This window comes from Porphyromonas vaginalis (genome assembly GCF_958301595.1).
Classification (GTDB): domain Bacteria; phylum Bacteroidota; class Bacteroidia; order Bacteroidales; family Porphyromonadaceae; genus Porphyromonas; species Porphyromonas vaginalis.
The window spans coordinates 22,893-39,255 of record NZ_CATQJU010000001.1; the positions used below are offsets into that span (position 1 = coordinate 22,893).

Below are 16,363 nucleotides of genomic sequence, written 5' to 3' on the forward strand. Positions count from 1 at the left end.
TTACCGAGCTATGGAGTCGGACTTGTGCAACTTCTCGCCTGTTTCCTCGTAGATTGCCTTCTTGTCCATGATGGAGAGGCGATGATGTGTCATGAAGAAGTCGACCTTTCTCAAGATCATCTCCTGTATCTCAGGTAGCTCGCCCAAGCCACGCACCACGCTCTCGACCTCATATCCGAGAGCCTCTAGCTGGGGTTGCCACTCTTGGAGCATATCCTCCTTAGCGTGCTCGCCTGCTACGATCATCAGCGGCTGTAGACAGACTCGCTTGAGGCCCGTAGCGCGCAGACGCTCCAGAGCCTCCTCGTAGTAAGGGTAGCCCTCCACGCAGCCCACAATCACTTGACCATAGCCGTGACGCTGCAGATAGTGATCCAGCATCGCATACTGAGCCGTAGCACTGTCGTAAGTGCCATGCCCCACCCAGATGTAAGCCACCTCTGGATCGAGGTGAGCCGTCATGATGGCGGTCAAATCCTTGTAATCACTCTCGTAGAAGAGGAGTGGCGTCACCAGTCTGATCTTCTTAAAGAGGCTCTGCTGATGCGCCACCTCATAGGATAGCGACTCCATCTCTACCCCATCGACGATGGTCGTCGAGACAACCAGCAGATGGGTAAAGCCCTCACGGGCTAGCTCTTTGAGCGCTTCGCCTGGCGTGGGGATCTCTATGCCACGCGCAGCTAGACGCTTGCGTACGATACGCGAACTATAAGCTTGACGAACCTCTAATTCAGGATGGGCGGTAGCTATGCGCTCATTGATCGCATCGAGCGTGACCCGACGGGTGTCGTCATGCGTTGTGCCAAAGTGAACCACGAGGATAGCTCCTTTGTCATTAGGTCCCATACCTGCAAAGAGCGAGTCAGTCTCAAAGATCTTATTGCCCGCCTGTAGCGATAGCCCACCGAGGAGTAGTGTCATATATAATAATAGGAGTCGTTGCATCATACGATTGTTGCTTTTATCTGCTAGGTCAAGTCGATCAACCACCAGCGTAGCATAGCTTGAGGCATAGCGCAGCTATAGCCCCACGCCCATAGGCGCAGCACCTCTTGAGAGATATGCTTCTGATCGACTGACATAGCATTAAGGTACACTTGCCACCGAGCGTACACAATTATATACTAAGTTGCGAGTAGTGGCAGGTCTCCTGACTTACCCCAGCCTATCAGCGCCTTCCCATCTGACCTCAGTCAGACAGTGGCTTGTATTCATCTTGTGATAGGCTCTGTGAAATAGGGGGGATCACAGTAGCGGGCACTGTACCAGATTCTCACTGGACTTCCCTCTTGCATCACTCGCCTCACGAGCAGATGCACCACCACTCAAGGATGTTGTTCCACAAAGGTACGAAAAAAGTTAAGGAGCAAAGGAATGTAGAGGTTAGCGTAGATTCAACTATCAAATGCATCAGTCCTGACAGGGCGAATCCAACGCTGACTCGCCACAAAAATTTAGAGTCGATTACACATCGATACGACGCCGTGTCGGGGAAAACGGATTTCCACGTGGATATTTCGAAATCTCCACGTGGAGAATAAAAAATTCTTCGGAGGAATGAAATGAAACTTCGGAAGAATCAAATGAAACTTCGGAAGAAATGAATCACGCCCACGTGGAGAATAAAAAATATCCACGTGGAGATTTGAGATTCCCCACGTGGATATTCAATAAAGGAGGGAATCGAACGAATTTCCCTGTAAAGATATGTAATTAGAGGTTCGAAGGCAGGACTGACACATTGTATATAATACCTCAGCCCTGTTGGAAGCTCGCTTCTAATAGCTCCAAGGTCAGGTGCTACTTTGGGAGTGCTAGGGAAAATCTCGGGGTGGGCATTCTAATCAAATGAGCATACAAAACGATAGGCACGTGGAGATTAGTCTTTTCTGAAGCAACAATGCCACGAGGATTCAATGACTCCATATTATGGTGTAATGCTCGAACCTCCTTCCCCACTTCACTCAAGTAGAAATTCTCCAGTCCATGCAACTGAAATCACCTCTTGTTTTTTCATTTTAGATTAGCTATCTTTGTAATCGTAACCTAGCAGAAAAATAGATATTAATTATGAAACGACTGCTTCTCTCTCTTTTTCTCCTCTTAGGAGGAGTAGCTATTAGTACAGCTCAGACATTTTATGACATAGCCACTGGCGGTCTCTTTTACAAGATAATCAACGAAGAGTCGCGAGAAGTAGAGGTGTGTCGTGAGCTTGAGGAGCCTAAGACGGAAAATGGGCCTCTGTACGAGCACATCCCTGAGGGGGATATCCATATCCCAGCAGAGATCACTGCCGATGGTGAGACCTATCGCGTTGTACGTATTGGCGACAGTGCTTTTGGAGCTTGCTTCAAAATCACTTCGCTGTCGATACCAGCGTCTGTCCGTGAGATGGGCGAGTTGCCTTTTTTGTCTCTATCGGGGCTCAAGAGTTTTGTCGTAGATAAGGCAAATCCTCTTTATTGCTCAGTGGATGGTGTACTCTATAGTAAGGATCAGAAGACATTGCTGTGCTATCCCAATGCTCATGGCAAGACTTTTAGTGTGCCTGAAGGTACTCAAAAGATCTTGTCTGGAGCGTTCTTTAACTGCTTCGAGCTAGAGTCTATCACTCTGCCCGAGTCTCTGGACTCAATAGGATTCATCGCCTTCACCTCTTGTATCAATCTCCGAGAGGTGACGATCCCCCAGGGCGTTAGAGATCTACAAATCTACGCTTTTGCGAAGTGTGCTTCACTACAAAAAGTGGACTTTAAGGCACCATTAGAGAAGCTCCCGATGTACACCTTCGATAGTTGCTCAGCACTATCTGACATCTCCCTCCCTGAGGGAATGAAGAGCCTTGGAGACTGGGCTTTTGGATACTGTACCTCTCTAGAGCAGATCAAATTGCCGAGTACCCTAGAGGCTATTGAGGGTGCTGTGTTTAGTAATTGCTCGAAGCTTGCTGCAATAGAACTCCCTCAGGGGTTAAAACGGCTTGGCAATTTCGCCTTTGGAGATGACACCGCACTCAAGACGGTCAAGTGCCAGATGGTCGACCCTATAGAAGGTGAAGCTATGGGAGAGTCTGTTTTTTCAAATGTTTGGGTTGACAAGTGTAAGCTGATTGTTCCCGAGGGAAGCAAGGAGCGCTATGCTAAGGCTTCTCAATGGCAAGAATTCCTACAGATTGAAGAGACCACGGGCCTAGACGATATAACAAGAGACCTCTCAAAGGGTCGCAAACCAGCAATATTTACCATCCAGGGTGAGCAACTAGTCAATAGAGAGGATCTCCCCGCTGGCATCTATATCATTGACGGCGTCAAGACCCTGCTTCGATAACACCTTCGAGCGACTTGGCTAAAGCATCAAAACTAAATCATCATCACATATCAAACAAATACTTATGCAGAAAAAACTACTCGTTTATGCGTTCATCGTAACGCTCTTGTCTAGCTACACACTCTTTGGGCAAGATAAGAATCAGCTCACTATCATCACCGACAGGGTGGAGTGTGTCGTAGGGCATCAATACAAGATGCTTATGACCAACTACTCTGACAAGGTCTACGAATACCTCAAGGATCACCCTCGTATTGTCGTAGACTACAAGCCTGCAGACCCCTCACTAATCCAAAATGGTGGTACTTGGTTCAAAGCCATCAAGGAGGGAGAGACAGACGTGACCCTTATGATTTATGGGGAGGAAGATGGCGTCTTAGGGGCTCCAGACTACAACAACCTATTGGATAAGGCGACCTTTCATGTGGTCAACAAGTCGGCTGTCGACCTCCAAATACCAGAGTGGTACACAACCTGGGGTACCAAGCGCCAAGAGGTAGACAAAGAGCTGGTGAATAAGCTCCACTACACCAATATAACTGAGCGTTATACAGAGATGACACCTTCACTGACTCCAGAGTTGATGAAGCCTATAGAGGTCTACAAGAATGGCTCCTTTGAGACCCCATTTGTCTTAAACTACTACAATGACAATGACGAGCTATATGGCTCAGCTCTAGTCCTCATCAACTTCAGTCGAGTTATCCCCGCTGACAAATCCCCCATCCGAGCTATGCTAGAGTCTAAAGGCTTCGTGCAGACAGGAACGGATGAAGCCGGTTGCTTTGAAATGCTAAACGAGCAGACCAAAACACAAGTCACCTGTGAGTTCTTCTCACTACAAGGTGTCCATGTGATGGCTGTGACACAGATGAATCGAAACTATATGCCCAATAGTGTGGCAGATGTAACTCGTGCTGAGCAGAGCTTAAGAGCCTACTATCAGGGGAATACACTATATATAGAGACTGAGCAAGCATCTGGAGAGCAAATCTCCATCTACTCCATAGGAGGTTCACTCCTATTCCAAAAGGCCCTCGTCAGAGGTGTACAAACGATCGAGATGCCAACAGCCATCCCTGTAATCGTACGAGCTGGTGAGGCACCTGCTGTCAAGGTTTTGCCCTAGCACCGGCACATGAATCATATCAGCATACAACACTATCACTAAACAATAACAGCTATGAAACAATTCTACTTCTTACTATGCTTGCTAGGATTGCTGTCTCTATCGACACAGCTACAAGCAGACACCTGGACCTACGACTTCGAGGACTTTGCAAAGCAAAGCAAAGGAGATGGAGCAACAACGCAGATGAACATGACCCTCAATGGTCTGGACTGGCACATGTGTGGCGTCACCAACTCAGGAGGGCACTGGAGTGACTGGAAGAATGGCGAGTCTTCGCTCAAAGTGTTCGGCCAGGTCTATAGCTCTGCCAAAGAGATGACCAACATCACACTAGTCACCAAGCGCGACCTCGGGACCTTAAAGTTTTGGATCCGCAGCAATGAGCGCTGGTTTGGAGACGGACGTCAAGTCTCATGGATCATCCAGTGGAGTGCAGATGGTGAGACTTGGGTCACGGTCGGTGATCCATTTGTCCCTGCAGATGAGCCCTCAGAGGTAGTTCGAGAGATCAACCAAAGGAATGCTCAGCTACGCATCGTGCGAGAGGACTACCAGACATTTGACTATACGAAGCCGACGGAGCCCTTTGCCAACGTCTTTCACCTAGATGATATGACCATCACTGACATGGGCGGAGCTACGCCAGCTCCGACGCTCACGACGTCGATAGGCTCTGAAATTGACTTCGGAGAGATCACGCTAGGAGCGTCTGTCGAGAAGCGCTTTACCATCTCCTACGCAGGACTGCCAGTAAAGCCTACGTTGACCCTAACGGGAGATCAAGCAACCTCGTTTACGATTGCTCAGCAAGAGACAAAGGCTGAAGGCGAGGACGAAGTGAAGATCGTATGCAAAGCAATGCAACGTGGTAATCTGAATGCTGCTGTCGAGATTACATATGGATCTCTAAAGATCTCTGTCCAGCTCAAAGCTGTAGGGAAGAAAGAGAATACGGGCAAACTATATAGTGGTGGAAATGGTACAGAGCAAGATCCTTATCTCATATCGAGTGTAGAGGATCTCTTCGAGTTGTCTAATGAAGTCGAAATGAACCAAAATGCTTATGAAGGAACATACTTCAAGATGACAGCAGATATTAGCTTAGCAGACGCCAAGAGCTATCGCCCTATCGGTAACGATTGGGGACGAGATAAAGATGATCCTACTCGTATTAGACCATTCTCAGGAGTCTTCGATGGCAATGGTCATACGATTACTGATCTCAATGTCGAGTGGGCAGACAAGATGTTTAGCGGACTATTTGGGATCGTCAAGAATGCTACAATCAGAAATCTTACACTCTCTAAAAGTAAGATCTATGGATCTGCATGCTTAGGAGGTCTCGTCGGAGTCGTTACGGGATCCATATCAATGACAAACTGCCATACGACTTCAGACGTTACCATATGGACGAATAAGTTTTACGCTGGAGGTCTAATCGGAGGATTACTTTTCCCAGATAATACCAAGACAAGTCACATCTTCTTTTGCACTAACTCAGCTACCGTCAAGGGCGAATTAGGAGGCATCGGAGGGCTCATCGGGTCTGCAAGTCTGAACAATCTACTCATAACGCGTTGTGGCAACTATGGTAATATATCAGATAGAAACTCCTCTGTAGGAGGGATCGTGGCACAGGTTACAAAGGGAACTACCATCATAGACTGCTTTAATGTCGGCTCTATAGAAGCTCTTGATGCTCAGAACGCAGAGAATACACACTCAGGTGGTATTATTGGTACTGCAAAGCTAGATGAGGGGCGTATCACTATATCGAATTGTTATAGTATAGGGACATCTAATAAACGGAGTCCTATATTTCATCCTATATTTGATATGAGATCTCTCTTCGGACAGGTTGAGATGGTCAACAACTACTACGCGAGTGAAGTTTATGGCGAGACATATGATCAGGATCTCACAGGAGATAATGCTAAGTATGCGGCTATCGATGTCTCTCTAGAGGAAATGAAGACCGAGGCTTTTCTCAAAAAGTTGAATGCAGGTCGAGACGCTTGGTGCTTCATGTCAGGTGTAAATAATGGCTATCCAGTACCTAATGATAGTCATGCAGAGGCCGTTGATGATCCCTCAAAGGCTCTTAGCAATCTTACAGTTAAGATTGTAGATGGTTATCTAGTCGTAGAGGGTGACTATAATGACATCGACCTGTACAACATCCATGGTGTACAGCTAGATCCAACGGCTCTCCTAGAGCGTGGTGTCTATGTAGTCAGAGTCACCGTCGATGGTCAGAGTGCCGCCTACAAGCTGGTATATTGATAGCACCTGTGCTACCATCAATATGAATAGATGATATAGTGTCCCGAAGGAGCGACTCTTGTCTTCTCTCTTCGGGACACTTTCTTTTTGCTTAGCAATACTAGGAGTACTCCTTGCTTGCTTATCTCCAAAACAAACTAATTATGAACTCATACAAGACCTTCTCCCCCTACTTGAGGAATTGTCTACTCTTCGCTCTACTGCTACTCTCAGGAGTAATCCAAGTAGTGCTACCAGCACCTCGCACAGAGCAAGTCGCTAGGCAGATTGCTGAGAGTTTTTTTGCTACATCGACCCAACCCTTGAGGAGCTGGAGCTCCCCTCAAATGATAAGCTTAGAGCTTGCGGAGCTACGTGTAGCCACCCACGGGAGAGCCAGTTACAGTACGACAGATCTAGTCTCTAGTCATTACTATTATATTTACAACAGAGGAGTGCAAGGAGGATTTGTCATCGTCTCTGGTGATGATCGCTATCCTGAACTCATAGGGTATGCCTACGAGGGGCATATCAATGGAGAGAATATGCCCGAGAGCTTGCGCAGCTTCCTAAGAGCTTGTCAAGAGACGATGGATGCAGCTGATGCTGATCCATCGCTAGCCAAAGAGCTACGAGCCGAGGTAACAACCCTTAGGGAGGCTAAGAGTGAGGTGGCACCCCTCTTAGGAGATATCTGCTGGGATCAAGGAGCTCCTTGGAATGATCAGACTCCGCGACATCAAGGGTCTACGACTGCTGTAGGGTGTGTGGCGACGGCTTACACTCAGGTGATGAGATACTGGAAGTGGCCCGACAGAGGCGTGGGGACACACACCTACACTTATGGCTACGACTACGAAGACAATGAGGGCAATTCGCGTGTTGCCTATAACACCCTGACGGCAAACTTTGACAAGGAGTATCGCTGGGATTTGATGCCCGCTAGAGCCTCCGTGTATGCTTCGACTGAAGAGCGCAACGCTTTGAGCACGCTAGCCTCGGATGCTGGCATCGCAGTGGATATGATGTATGGTGATGAGAGTGGTACGCATACCCCCCTTGTGATACGAGCTTTGCGAGATCACTTTCGCTACAAGCGAGATCTATACATGCCTAAGCGGAGAGACTATACGGCTCAAGACTGGAGCGACCTCCTCAAGGTAGAGCTCTCACAGGGTAGACCCATCGTTTATGAGGGAGGAGGCTTTGGCGGTCTTCATTGCTTCGTCTGTGATGGATATGATACGAGAGGATTCTTTCACTTCAACTGGGGATGGTCTGGACGTGGCAACGGATACTTCAACTTGAACTACCTTACCCCCAATACCACTGGTATCGGAGGTGGTGCCGGTGGTGGGTATAGTCAGGGACAAGGTGCTATAATCGGTATAGAGCCAGATCGTGAGGGTACGTCGACACCCGTTTATAATGCGTGGCTCGGTACGGTCGTATTTGAGGCAGAGGTCTCTGGGGGTAAGAGCATCACACTAGAGAGTGCCTCCTTTACCTCTCGTCTCGAAGATGCCCCTGCTTACCAGGGTCGAGTAGCTATAGGCATTGTTTCCTTACAGACACAGGAGATCATTCCAATAGTAGAGCAGGTGGAGCCATTTAATGCTGACCTCTACCTGATGGAGGCAAAGTTTACCCTAACCAAGCCTCTAGACCTAACAAAATACATCTCCGAGGGTGACTACATACTCTGCCCCATACATGAGGTACAAGACGGCAAGGGAGGCACTTACTGGAGAGCTAACTCCATACTCTATGAAGGCGATCAAAACCGTTTTGCCATCTATCACATATCACACGCTACTGATGGCAACTACATAGTAGCTCGTGACTACCTACGCGCTCTCTGGGAGCTAGAGCTGCTGCCCGATGACCTCAAGCTCATAGCCTCTAATAATACGCAAGCAACTGTCACACTGCAGCTACACAATCGCGGATCAAAGGAGTACACCAATAGGCTCTTCGTGCGTGGTAGACCTAAGGGCTCTCAGGAGGAGACTGCCTGGCGACAGCTGAGTGATGATATGACCACGGTAGAGACGGGCAAGACTGGTAACTACACCTTCAAGCTAAAAGATAAGAAAGGTCTCTTCTCAGCAAAGGAGATCGAGTTACAAGTCGCTTACTATGACATACATGGCTCTCTAGACTACCTTCAGACTGACACATACCTTGTTCCTGTCAGAGCCGACTACCAAGCTGGTGCAGACATGCCCCCAGTGCTGGTACCCACCACTCCTAGATATGATGTACTTGTAGCTAAGATAGGATCAGGCATGGTCAAGGTCTCTAACGCAGATAGCTCTGATGCCGTAGACCTCTCGAAAGTTCCTGAGGGTACGACGCTGCTTGTCGAGGCTACACCTAGTGATGGTTCCTCTCTCACGGCACTTACAGTAGATGGTGTAGACATACTTAAGGAAAAGCGTTTTACCGTGCGTCAGAATAGTCTGATTGTGGCGACCTTTGGCACCTCCTCTCCCAAGCCTCTTTACAAAGTGTCTGTACGCTGTACACCTGCAGAGGGTGGTACGGTACAGCTCTTAGGGGCTAAGGATCTGGAGAAAGTCCCAGAGGGGACAACGCTACAAGTAGTAGTTACTCCCGCAGAGCACTTTGAGCTAGACGCTCTTACTGCAAATGAGGACGACATCCTCACCTCCAAGCAGTTTGTTGTCATGAGCGATACAGAGGTGCACGCTTCCTTTGTAGACCATACGGGAGTAGCAGGTATTGACTCTAAACAGCAGAGCATTTACCCCAATCCTGCGACAGATCACATTACGATTCGTACGGCTGAGAGGGCTGTTATCGAGCTTTTCGCCAGTGATGGACTACTCGTAGCTACTACTCAGGCTACTCGACATGAGACCACCATCAATGTCGCACAGCTCCCCGCAGGACGCTATATAGTACGCATCACGCCACTGGAGGGTAGTCCTAGCTTCCATCCACTTATCATACAGTAACCCTGTCTTGTGAGTCGCTAAGCTCTCTTATTGCGACTCGCTGGTACGAAGCAAGCGAATAAGCAAACCGTCGGGACGAATCTCGTGTTTGTCTCGACGGTTTACACATAAGGAGGCTGTTGCAAAAATCAACAGTCTCACAATCTTGCTAGCAAGATTGTCCAGACTTTGCAGAAAGGATGAAGCGCAAGGCGCTGAGGGTAAGGTCTGAAGGGAGCATACCTACGTATGTGACCGAAGCCGAATCCCGAAAGCAACACAGCGATTCGCCTTTATGCAACAGTCTCATAAGACGTAGTCACTGGACGTCATAGACATACCAGCGACTACAAGTTGTGTTTATTGCTATGCTCACTCTAACTTTTATCGGACAGCAATAATAATGTAACGCTCTGACCTGCTCCCCCACTCCACCCAAATAGGAAACTAGCTAAGGGCTAACAGCCAACAGCTACAGTAGCTGGGCCAAGAGCTCTTCGGTAAGGGCTAAGTGCGTATAGGTGGCGTAGCAGCGGCTCGTCTGCCACAGTGCGGTCGCTACGGGGTCGCCCCACGCATTGTACTGCTGCGCTGTCGAGGGTAGCGGATCGATGATACGGGAGTAGTGAAACTCGTGTCCACGCACTGCCACACCCGCTATCTCGAGCTGTCGGTAGCCGAGCGCTAGCCCGCGCTGCTGCATCGTGGCGGTCTGCTGTAGCGCACCCACGAGCGGATAGCTGGTTCCCTTCTCATCGACAATCGCCTCGCAGAGGAGGAGCATGCCCCCGCCCTCGGCAAGCATCGCACCGCCCCCACGGATGTAGTCGCGGAGGCTGTCGAGCATTGACTTATTGGCTGAAAGTTGCTCCAGATGTAGCTCGGGATAGCCCCCTGGGAGATAGACGAAGTCACTCGGTGGTAGTGAGCTATCGGAGAGCGGGCTGAAGTAGGTTATCTCGCCCCACTGCTCTAGCTGGCGCACATTCTCCTGATAGAGGAAGTTGAAAGCGTCGTCACGAGCCACCGCTATGCGACGAGGAGCTGACGAAGAGTGCTTTTGCAGAAAAGATGTCTCGTGAGGCAGCTTCTTTCGCTCAGATGAGATGGCTAGGAGGCGATCAATGTCTAGATGTTGCTCTAAGAGGTCGGCCACCTGATCGGCATAGCGGTCTATCTGCGCCAAGTCGTCGACGTCCAGCCCTAGATAGCGACTGGGGATGGCGATGTCATCGACACGAGGTAGCGAGCCCAGCACTGGCACGCCCGCATCTGCGGCAGCTTGCGTGAGATAGGTCAGGTGACGCTCCGAGGAGACTTTGTTAAAGATGACACCCGCTATTCGAACCCTTGGGTCAAAGCGCTGCAATCCGTAGAGTAGCGGAGCCACCGTGTAAGCCATCGAGCGCGGGGTCACGACCAGCACGATGGGCAGGTCTAGGAGGCGAGCAATGTCGGCTGCGGAACCTTTGTCCCGATCGTAACCGTCGAAGAGACCCATCACCCCCTCCACGATGACTGCCTGAGCGTCCTGACTATAATGGCCATAGAGCGCCTGCACCCGCTCGGCTCCGTACATGAAGAGGTCCAGATTGACCGCTGGGCGACCCGTTGCCACGCTGTGCAGCTTAGGATCTACGTAGTCGGGTCCACACTTGAAAGCTTGGGTGGCCAGACCACGACGTGTGTAAGCACGGAGGAGGCCCATGGTGAGCGTGCTTTTGCCACTCTCAGAGAGGGGCGCAGCGATGAGGAGGGAGGGAAGAGTTGACATAAGGGGTTGACTAAAGTTGTGAGTCAGGGATGAGGAGTACCTCGAGCTGAGCTGAGGGAACGAGGGGTTTGCAGACTTGATAGCAATGATCGACGATGCTCTGGTAGAGCGGGTGTGTGCCATCGGGGAAGATCTGCCATAGTTCGCGGGCTAGGGTCATCTCGCGGATCTGCTTCTTCTGCGCTTCACTCGCACCAGAGGCAGATGCGAGAGCAGTGATGAAAGCTTTGTCCATCACCACCTTCTTGCTATGTGTGTCCAGTTCGCCAGCTGCCAGCTTGACCGCCTTACCGATCATGATGCCGAGGGTGATCTGCGGGAAACCCAGTTCGTTGGCGAGGCTGAGCGTCTCCCCGATGAAGTTGCCATACTGAACGAAAGCATTGGCGGGAAGGTCAGGGAAGCGCCCCTTGAGGTACCGCTCGCTGCGTCCGCCAGAGTTAAGCACGAGCTGCTTGCCGTAGACCGATTTGCTCACCTCCAGCTCACGACGTATCGACTCAACAAAAGCTTCACTCGAGTAGGGTCGCACGACGCCTGTGGTGCCGAGGATAGAAATGCCGTCTAGGATGCCGAGCCGTGGATTGAAGGTGCTGTGGGCGAGCCGTCGTCCCTCGGGCACGGAGATGGTTAGGTCGATGCCCACTTGTGAAAGGTCGACCAAGGCACCGAGTGCTTGGCGCATCATCTGACGCGGTACAGGGTTGACGGCAGGCTCTCCGACCTCTAGTCCGATGCCTGGGAGGGTAACACGACCTATCCCTTCGCCCTGTAGGAAGGCGACCCCACTATGAGCCTGCGTGAGTGATAGGTCAGCAACGATCTCTGCGCCGTCGGTTACGTCGGGATCGCTACCGGCATCCTTGATAGCGACCGCTCGAGCGCCTTGCGCCGTAAGCTCCGTATGCTGGATCGGAAAAGGAACCCGTTCGCCCTGAGGAAGGGTTACGGTCACCTCGCTATAAGACTCCTCGTTGAGCAGTGTGAGCAGGGCTGCCGTAGCAGCAGCTGTGGCGGTGGTGCCTGTCGTCAAGCCGATGCGCTGCGGAAAGAAGTTGTCTCCCAATAGTTTCTCGATGGAGCGGCGAAGACCTACGGGTCCCTCAACGGTGACGGTAGCGGGATAAGGGATCTGAGGCCTTCGGATGACCAGCACGGTGATGCCGAGTGCGAGTGCCTCCTCCACTTTTGCCGCAAAGCCACTCGTGTCGCCACTCTCCTTGAGTAGGATCATGTCTGGTCGTAGCGTGGCGAAGAGCTCTCGGTCACACTGCTCCTTGTCATAGTAAACCACCCGCTCTGGCGGAAAGTCGCTCTGCCGTAATCGCTCCTCAGTCTCTGCGATGGGCATCACCCGCAGATAGGTCTCGTGCTGGGTCCAGTAGGCTCTCAGTCGCTCAATCGAGTTGACGCCCGTCAGAGCGAGCAGTCGCCGAGGTTGATGCTTGAGGAGATAGGTCAATGCAGCGTCAAAGGAGTCCAGCGACACGACCGAGGCGGGCAAAGCGGGGAAGGTGCGCTCGTAGCGTATCACGGGGAGCTGCAGGCGGGATACGCAGTCGGCAACGCTCTGATGAACGCCCATAGCGAAGGGGTGCGCCGCATCTACGATGAGGGCTATCGCTCGCTCTGTGCAGAAATGCGCCATCTCCTCGCCATTCATTCCGCCCTCTAGACGGATCCCGTGGTGCATCGTGAGCTCTTGCGAAGCGCCTCGTGTGGAGTAGTAAAAGGGTTTGCCCGCTTCCTCACACACCTCGAGTGCTTTACGTCCTTCTGTGGTTCCTCCGATGATTAAGATCATACCTTTGAGGTGTGGATGGAGAAGTGTAATGTGTCGGGGTCGAAGTCGATCCCTTTTGCCGCAAAGTAGCTCGGCAAGGTGCCGTCACTGGCGAGCGTCCTCGGCGGACCCATGTGTAGCACGTGATCATCATCGAGGAGCCACACCTGATCAGCTATCTGGAGAGCCAGCTCTAGGTCGTGCGTGGAGAGGAAGATCGTCTTGTGCGTCTCACGAGACAAGCGAAGAAGGAGCTGTAGCATATCAACCTTCGAGGGGAAGTCTAGGAAGGCGGTTGGCTCGTCTAGTAATATGATAGGTGTCTCCTGAGCCAGAGCCTTGGCAATCATCACCTTCTGACGCTCGCCGTCACTGAGTGAGTCGATCATCCGTTTGGTTAGAGGTTGGATGCCGACCAACTCTATCGCCTCGTTGACCGCCTGCCGGTTGCTCTCGTCCATCTGCCCCCAGAAGCCTGTGTAGAGGCTCCGCCCAATGGCGATCATCTCGTAGGCAGTCGTATTGCTCATGATGAGCCGCTCCGTTAGCACGACGCTGATACGACGCGCCAGCTCTTTGGCACTGTATTGCTGTATCTCCTTACCCTCGACTAGGAGCGCCCCTCCGAGCTTCGGCTGGAAGGCGGCGATGGTCCTGAGCAGTGTCGACTTGCCCACACCATTTGACCCGATGAGGCAGGTGAGCTGTCCCGACCAGATGGTAGCGTTGAGCTGGCTCGCTACAACGCGCGTGCGCTTCATCTGGTGATACCCTATTGATAGGTCACAAAGCTCTATCGTTGCGTGGCTAGTCATACGATTATAGTTCCTCTCTACGTCGTTTGTCAAATAGTACCCAGATCACAATCGGAGCACCGATGAGCGCCGTCACCGAGTTGATCGGTAGTGCCCCCTCCATGCCTGGCATGCGGGCGATTAGGTTACAGCAGAGTGCTAGGAGCGCCCCAACGAGCGTCACGGCGGGCATCAGCGTCAGATGATTGGAGGTGGCAAAGATGGTGCGACAGAGATGCGGCACCGCCAGTCCGATGAAGACGATGGGGCCGCAGTATGCGGTCACGATAGCGGTCAGCAGACAGGCCGAGAAGATGACCAGATGGCGCGCCCGTCCGTAGTTTAGCCCGAGGCTGCGGGCGTAGTTCTCCCCGAGGAGCATCAGGTTCAGCGCCTTGATCAGCAAGAAGGAGAGCGGTATCAGCACCAGCATGATGATGACAAAGGTGGTCACCTGGTCGCCACTCACCTTGGCAAAGCTTCCCAAGCCCCAGATGACATAGCTCCGCACATCCTCATCATTGCTAAAGAACTTCAGCACACCGATGATCGCATTCGCTATGTAGCCGATCATCACACCCATGATCAGTAGCACCACATTGCCACGGACGCGCTGCGCCATCGTCATAATGATCGACATCACCAGCATCGCCCCGATGAGTGCTGCCACCGAGACCGCCATCTCCCCCACGAAGCCCATTCGCACGAGGGCTCGCTGGCTAATGCTACCCGAGAGGAGGATAAAGGTCGCCACGCCTAGGCTAGCTCCCGAGCTAATACCCAACTCCGAAGGCCCCGCAAGTGGATTGCGAAAGACCGTCTGCATCTGCAGACCGCTGATCGAGAGGCCCGCACCCGCTACCAGTGCCGTAATCGTCTGCGGGTAGCGACTCTTCCAGATGATATTTCGCCAGATCTCATCGCCACTAGCATCTGCCCCAAAGAGTATGCGCACCACCTCATCAAAGGGGATAGCGATCGTCCCCAGCGACAGGTTGAGGACGAAGAACACTATAATAAGGAGTGCTATAAGTGTAAAGGCTATAACTGGACGTCGCATAGCTTTTCCCCCTTACTAGGTTAATATCGAGTAAAAGACCGGCTCATGGTCAGGCAGTAGCTGCGGGTGAAAGGCGTGGATCAAGTCCGCCAAGACCACCTCCGGCTCCACGGGCGAAAGCTCATAGAAAGGCCTCTCCCGCAGATTGCAGTACAGTACCTGCTTATCCCGATAAGCTTTGAAGTCTCGGTAGCGTGCATCCGTCTTGCCCAGCACATCGTAAGAGAAAGCACCGTCGTAGCTATTCGCAATGCGCCAGTAGTCCGCATCGGCAGCCTGAGCATAGACCGTCTCGAAGTCTACATAGAAGCCACCCGACTCCTTATCGTCTGCCATAAAGTAGTCCGCACCTGCATCCTCAAAGAGGTGTGCCAAGTAGCTCGCACCACCTACCACATACCAGTTGCCGCCATGCAGTTCACCGCTAAGCACCTTCGGACGGGGCAAGTCATCGGTGATCAATGCTTGTAGCTCGTGGTAGCGCTGCTCTATCGTGGTGAAGATTGTCTCCGCACGCTCCTCCATACCCAGCAGGAGCGCCGTAAACTTAAGCCACTCAGCCTGCCCCAGTGGCGAAGTCTCCTTGTAGCCTAGGAAGGTAATCAGCGGTATGTCTAGCTGCTTGATCACATCATAGCCACCCCGCTTGAAGGGGCTTACTAATATAATGTCTGGTTGCAGCGCCATGATCAGCTCGCTGTCGAAGTTACCCTCGATGCCGATCCGCTTAGCTGCGCCCGAAGCCAGCCGTGACTGCATCTCCTCGTTGAAGAGGAAGCGCGTACTCGGCATACCCACGATCCGATCCACCGCATCAAGCTTAATAAAGTTAGAGAGTTGTAGCGTCGTCATCACGATGACACGACGCACTGGCGTCTCTATTTTGGTGTAGCCCTCTGGCACCTCAGCAGCCAGCTCCTGCGCCTGCTCACGAGGCACCAAAGCGTAGCGATACACCTCGTTACTGTCATGCGTCGGGTCTGATATGGTGACCAGCGTCACCGCGCCCGCATGCTCTATCTGTAGCCCCTCGGCATAGCGTATCGTAGCAGTGCTATCGACCTCTGCGCCCCCCGTAGAGCCCTCGTCAGAGTGCCCCTTGCCACACGAGATCAGCAGCAGGGAGAGGACCCAGCAGCTCAGCAAATATCTCACACAGCGTAATCTATCCATCTTGTTATCGATCTGTTGCACTGCAAAGATACAGAAACGATTCGTCTCGGCATCACACCTCAGAGAGAAAGAAACTGCTCAACCGTTCGTCC

The 16,363-nt window shown here is 51.7% G+C and carries 10 protein-coding genes and 1 riboswitch; of the genes, 4 read left to right on the forward strand and 6 right to left on the reverse strand.

Annotated features, from left to right (window positions below; genetic code table 11):
* Complete coding sequence (locus Q2J34_RS00080) at positions 1-951, reverse strand: sirohydrochlorin cobaltochelatase (protein ID WP_300968940.1); 951 nt, start codon at positions 949-951, stop codon at positions 1-3.
* Between the two features lie 175 nt (positions 952-1,126).
* Positions 1,127-1,341, reverse strand: a riboswitch (cobalamin riboswitch).
* 732 nt (positions 1,342-2,073) lie between these two features.
* Here Q2J34_RS00080 and Q2J34_RS00085 point away from each other — a divergent pair.
* From Q2J34_RS00085 to Q2J34_RS00100, 4 genes are all read left to right on the forward strand, one after another.
* The gene (locus Q2J34_RS00085) at positions 2,074-3,333 is read left to right on the forward strand and encodes a leucine-rich repeat domain-containing protein (protein WP_298544088.1); all 1,260 of its coding nucleotides are present in this window, start codon (positions 2,074-2,076) and stop codon (positions 3,331-3,333) included.
* Positions 3,334-3,397: 64 nt separating this feature from the next.
* On the forward strand, positions 3,398-4,462 hold the full coding sequence (locus Q2J34_RS00090) for a hypothetical protein (RefSeq protein WP_298889010.1): 1,065 nt from the start codon (positions 3,398-3,400) through the stop codon (positions 4,460-4,462).
* A 54-nt stretch (positions 4,463-4,516) separates the two neighbouring features.
* Entirely contained in the window at positions 4,517-6,748 is a 2,232-nt protein-coding gene (locus Q2J34_RS00095; RefSeq protein WP_300968941.1) for a hypothetical protein, read from the forward strand.
* Between the two features lie 143 nt (positions 6,749-6,891).
* A complete protein-coding gene (locus Q2J34_RS00100) occupies positions 6,892-9,708 on the forward strand; it encodes a C10 family peptidase (protein ID WP_300968942.1) in 2,817 nt (938 codons plus the stop codon).
* Positions 9,709-10,159: 451 nt separating this feature from the next.
* Here Q2J34_RS00100 and Q2J34_RS00105 read toward each other — a convergent pair whose 3' ends face one another.
* The 5 genes from Q2J34_RS00105 to Q2J34_RS00125 are packed head-to-tail and all read right to left on the reverse strand — an operon-like array spanning position 10,160 to position 16,271.
* Complete coding sequence (locus Q2J34_RS00105) at positions 10,160-11,461, reverse strand: cobyrinic acid a,c-diamide synthase CobB (RefSeq protein ID WP_300968943.1); 1,302 nt, start codon at positions 11,459-11,461, stop codon at positions 10,160-10,162.
* A gap of 10 nt (positions 11,462-11,471) precedes the next feature.
* On the reverse strand, positions 11,472-13,265 hold the full coding sequence (gene cbiD, locus Q2J34_RS00110) for a cobalt-precorrin-5B (C(1))-methyltransferase CbiD (RefSeq protein ID WP_300968944.1): 1,794 nt from the start codon (positions 13,263-13,265) through the stop codon (positions 11,472-11,474).
* Positions 13,262-14,059 carry an ABC transporter ATP-binding protein gene (locus tag Q2J34_RS00115; protein ID WP_300968945.1) on the reverse strand — a complete coding sequence of 266 codons (798 nt, stop codon included), beginning with the start codon at positions 14,057-14,059 and terminating at the stop codon, positions 13,262-13,264. The genes cbiD and Q2J34_RS00115 overlap by 4 nt, the downstream gene beginning before the upstream one ends.
* Positions 14,060-14,063: 4 nt before the next feature.
* Positions 14,064-15,098 (reverse strand): iron ABC transporter permease, encoded by a 1,035-nt coding sequence (locus Q2J34_RS00120; RefSeq protein WP_300968946.1) that lies wholly within the window; start codon positions 15,096-15,098, stop codon positions 14,064-14,066.
* Between the two features lie 15 nt (positions 15,099-15,113).
* Positions 15,114-16,271 carry an ABC transporter substrate-binding protein gene (locus tag Q2J34_RS00125; RefSeq protein WP_300968947.1) on the reverse strand — a complete coding sequence of 386 codons (1,158 nt, stop codon included), beginning with the start codon at positions 16,269-16,271 and terminating at the stop codon, positions 15,114-15,116.
* Positions 16,272-16,363 lie beyond the last annotated feature (92 nt).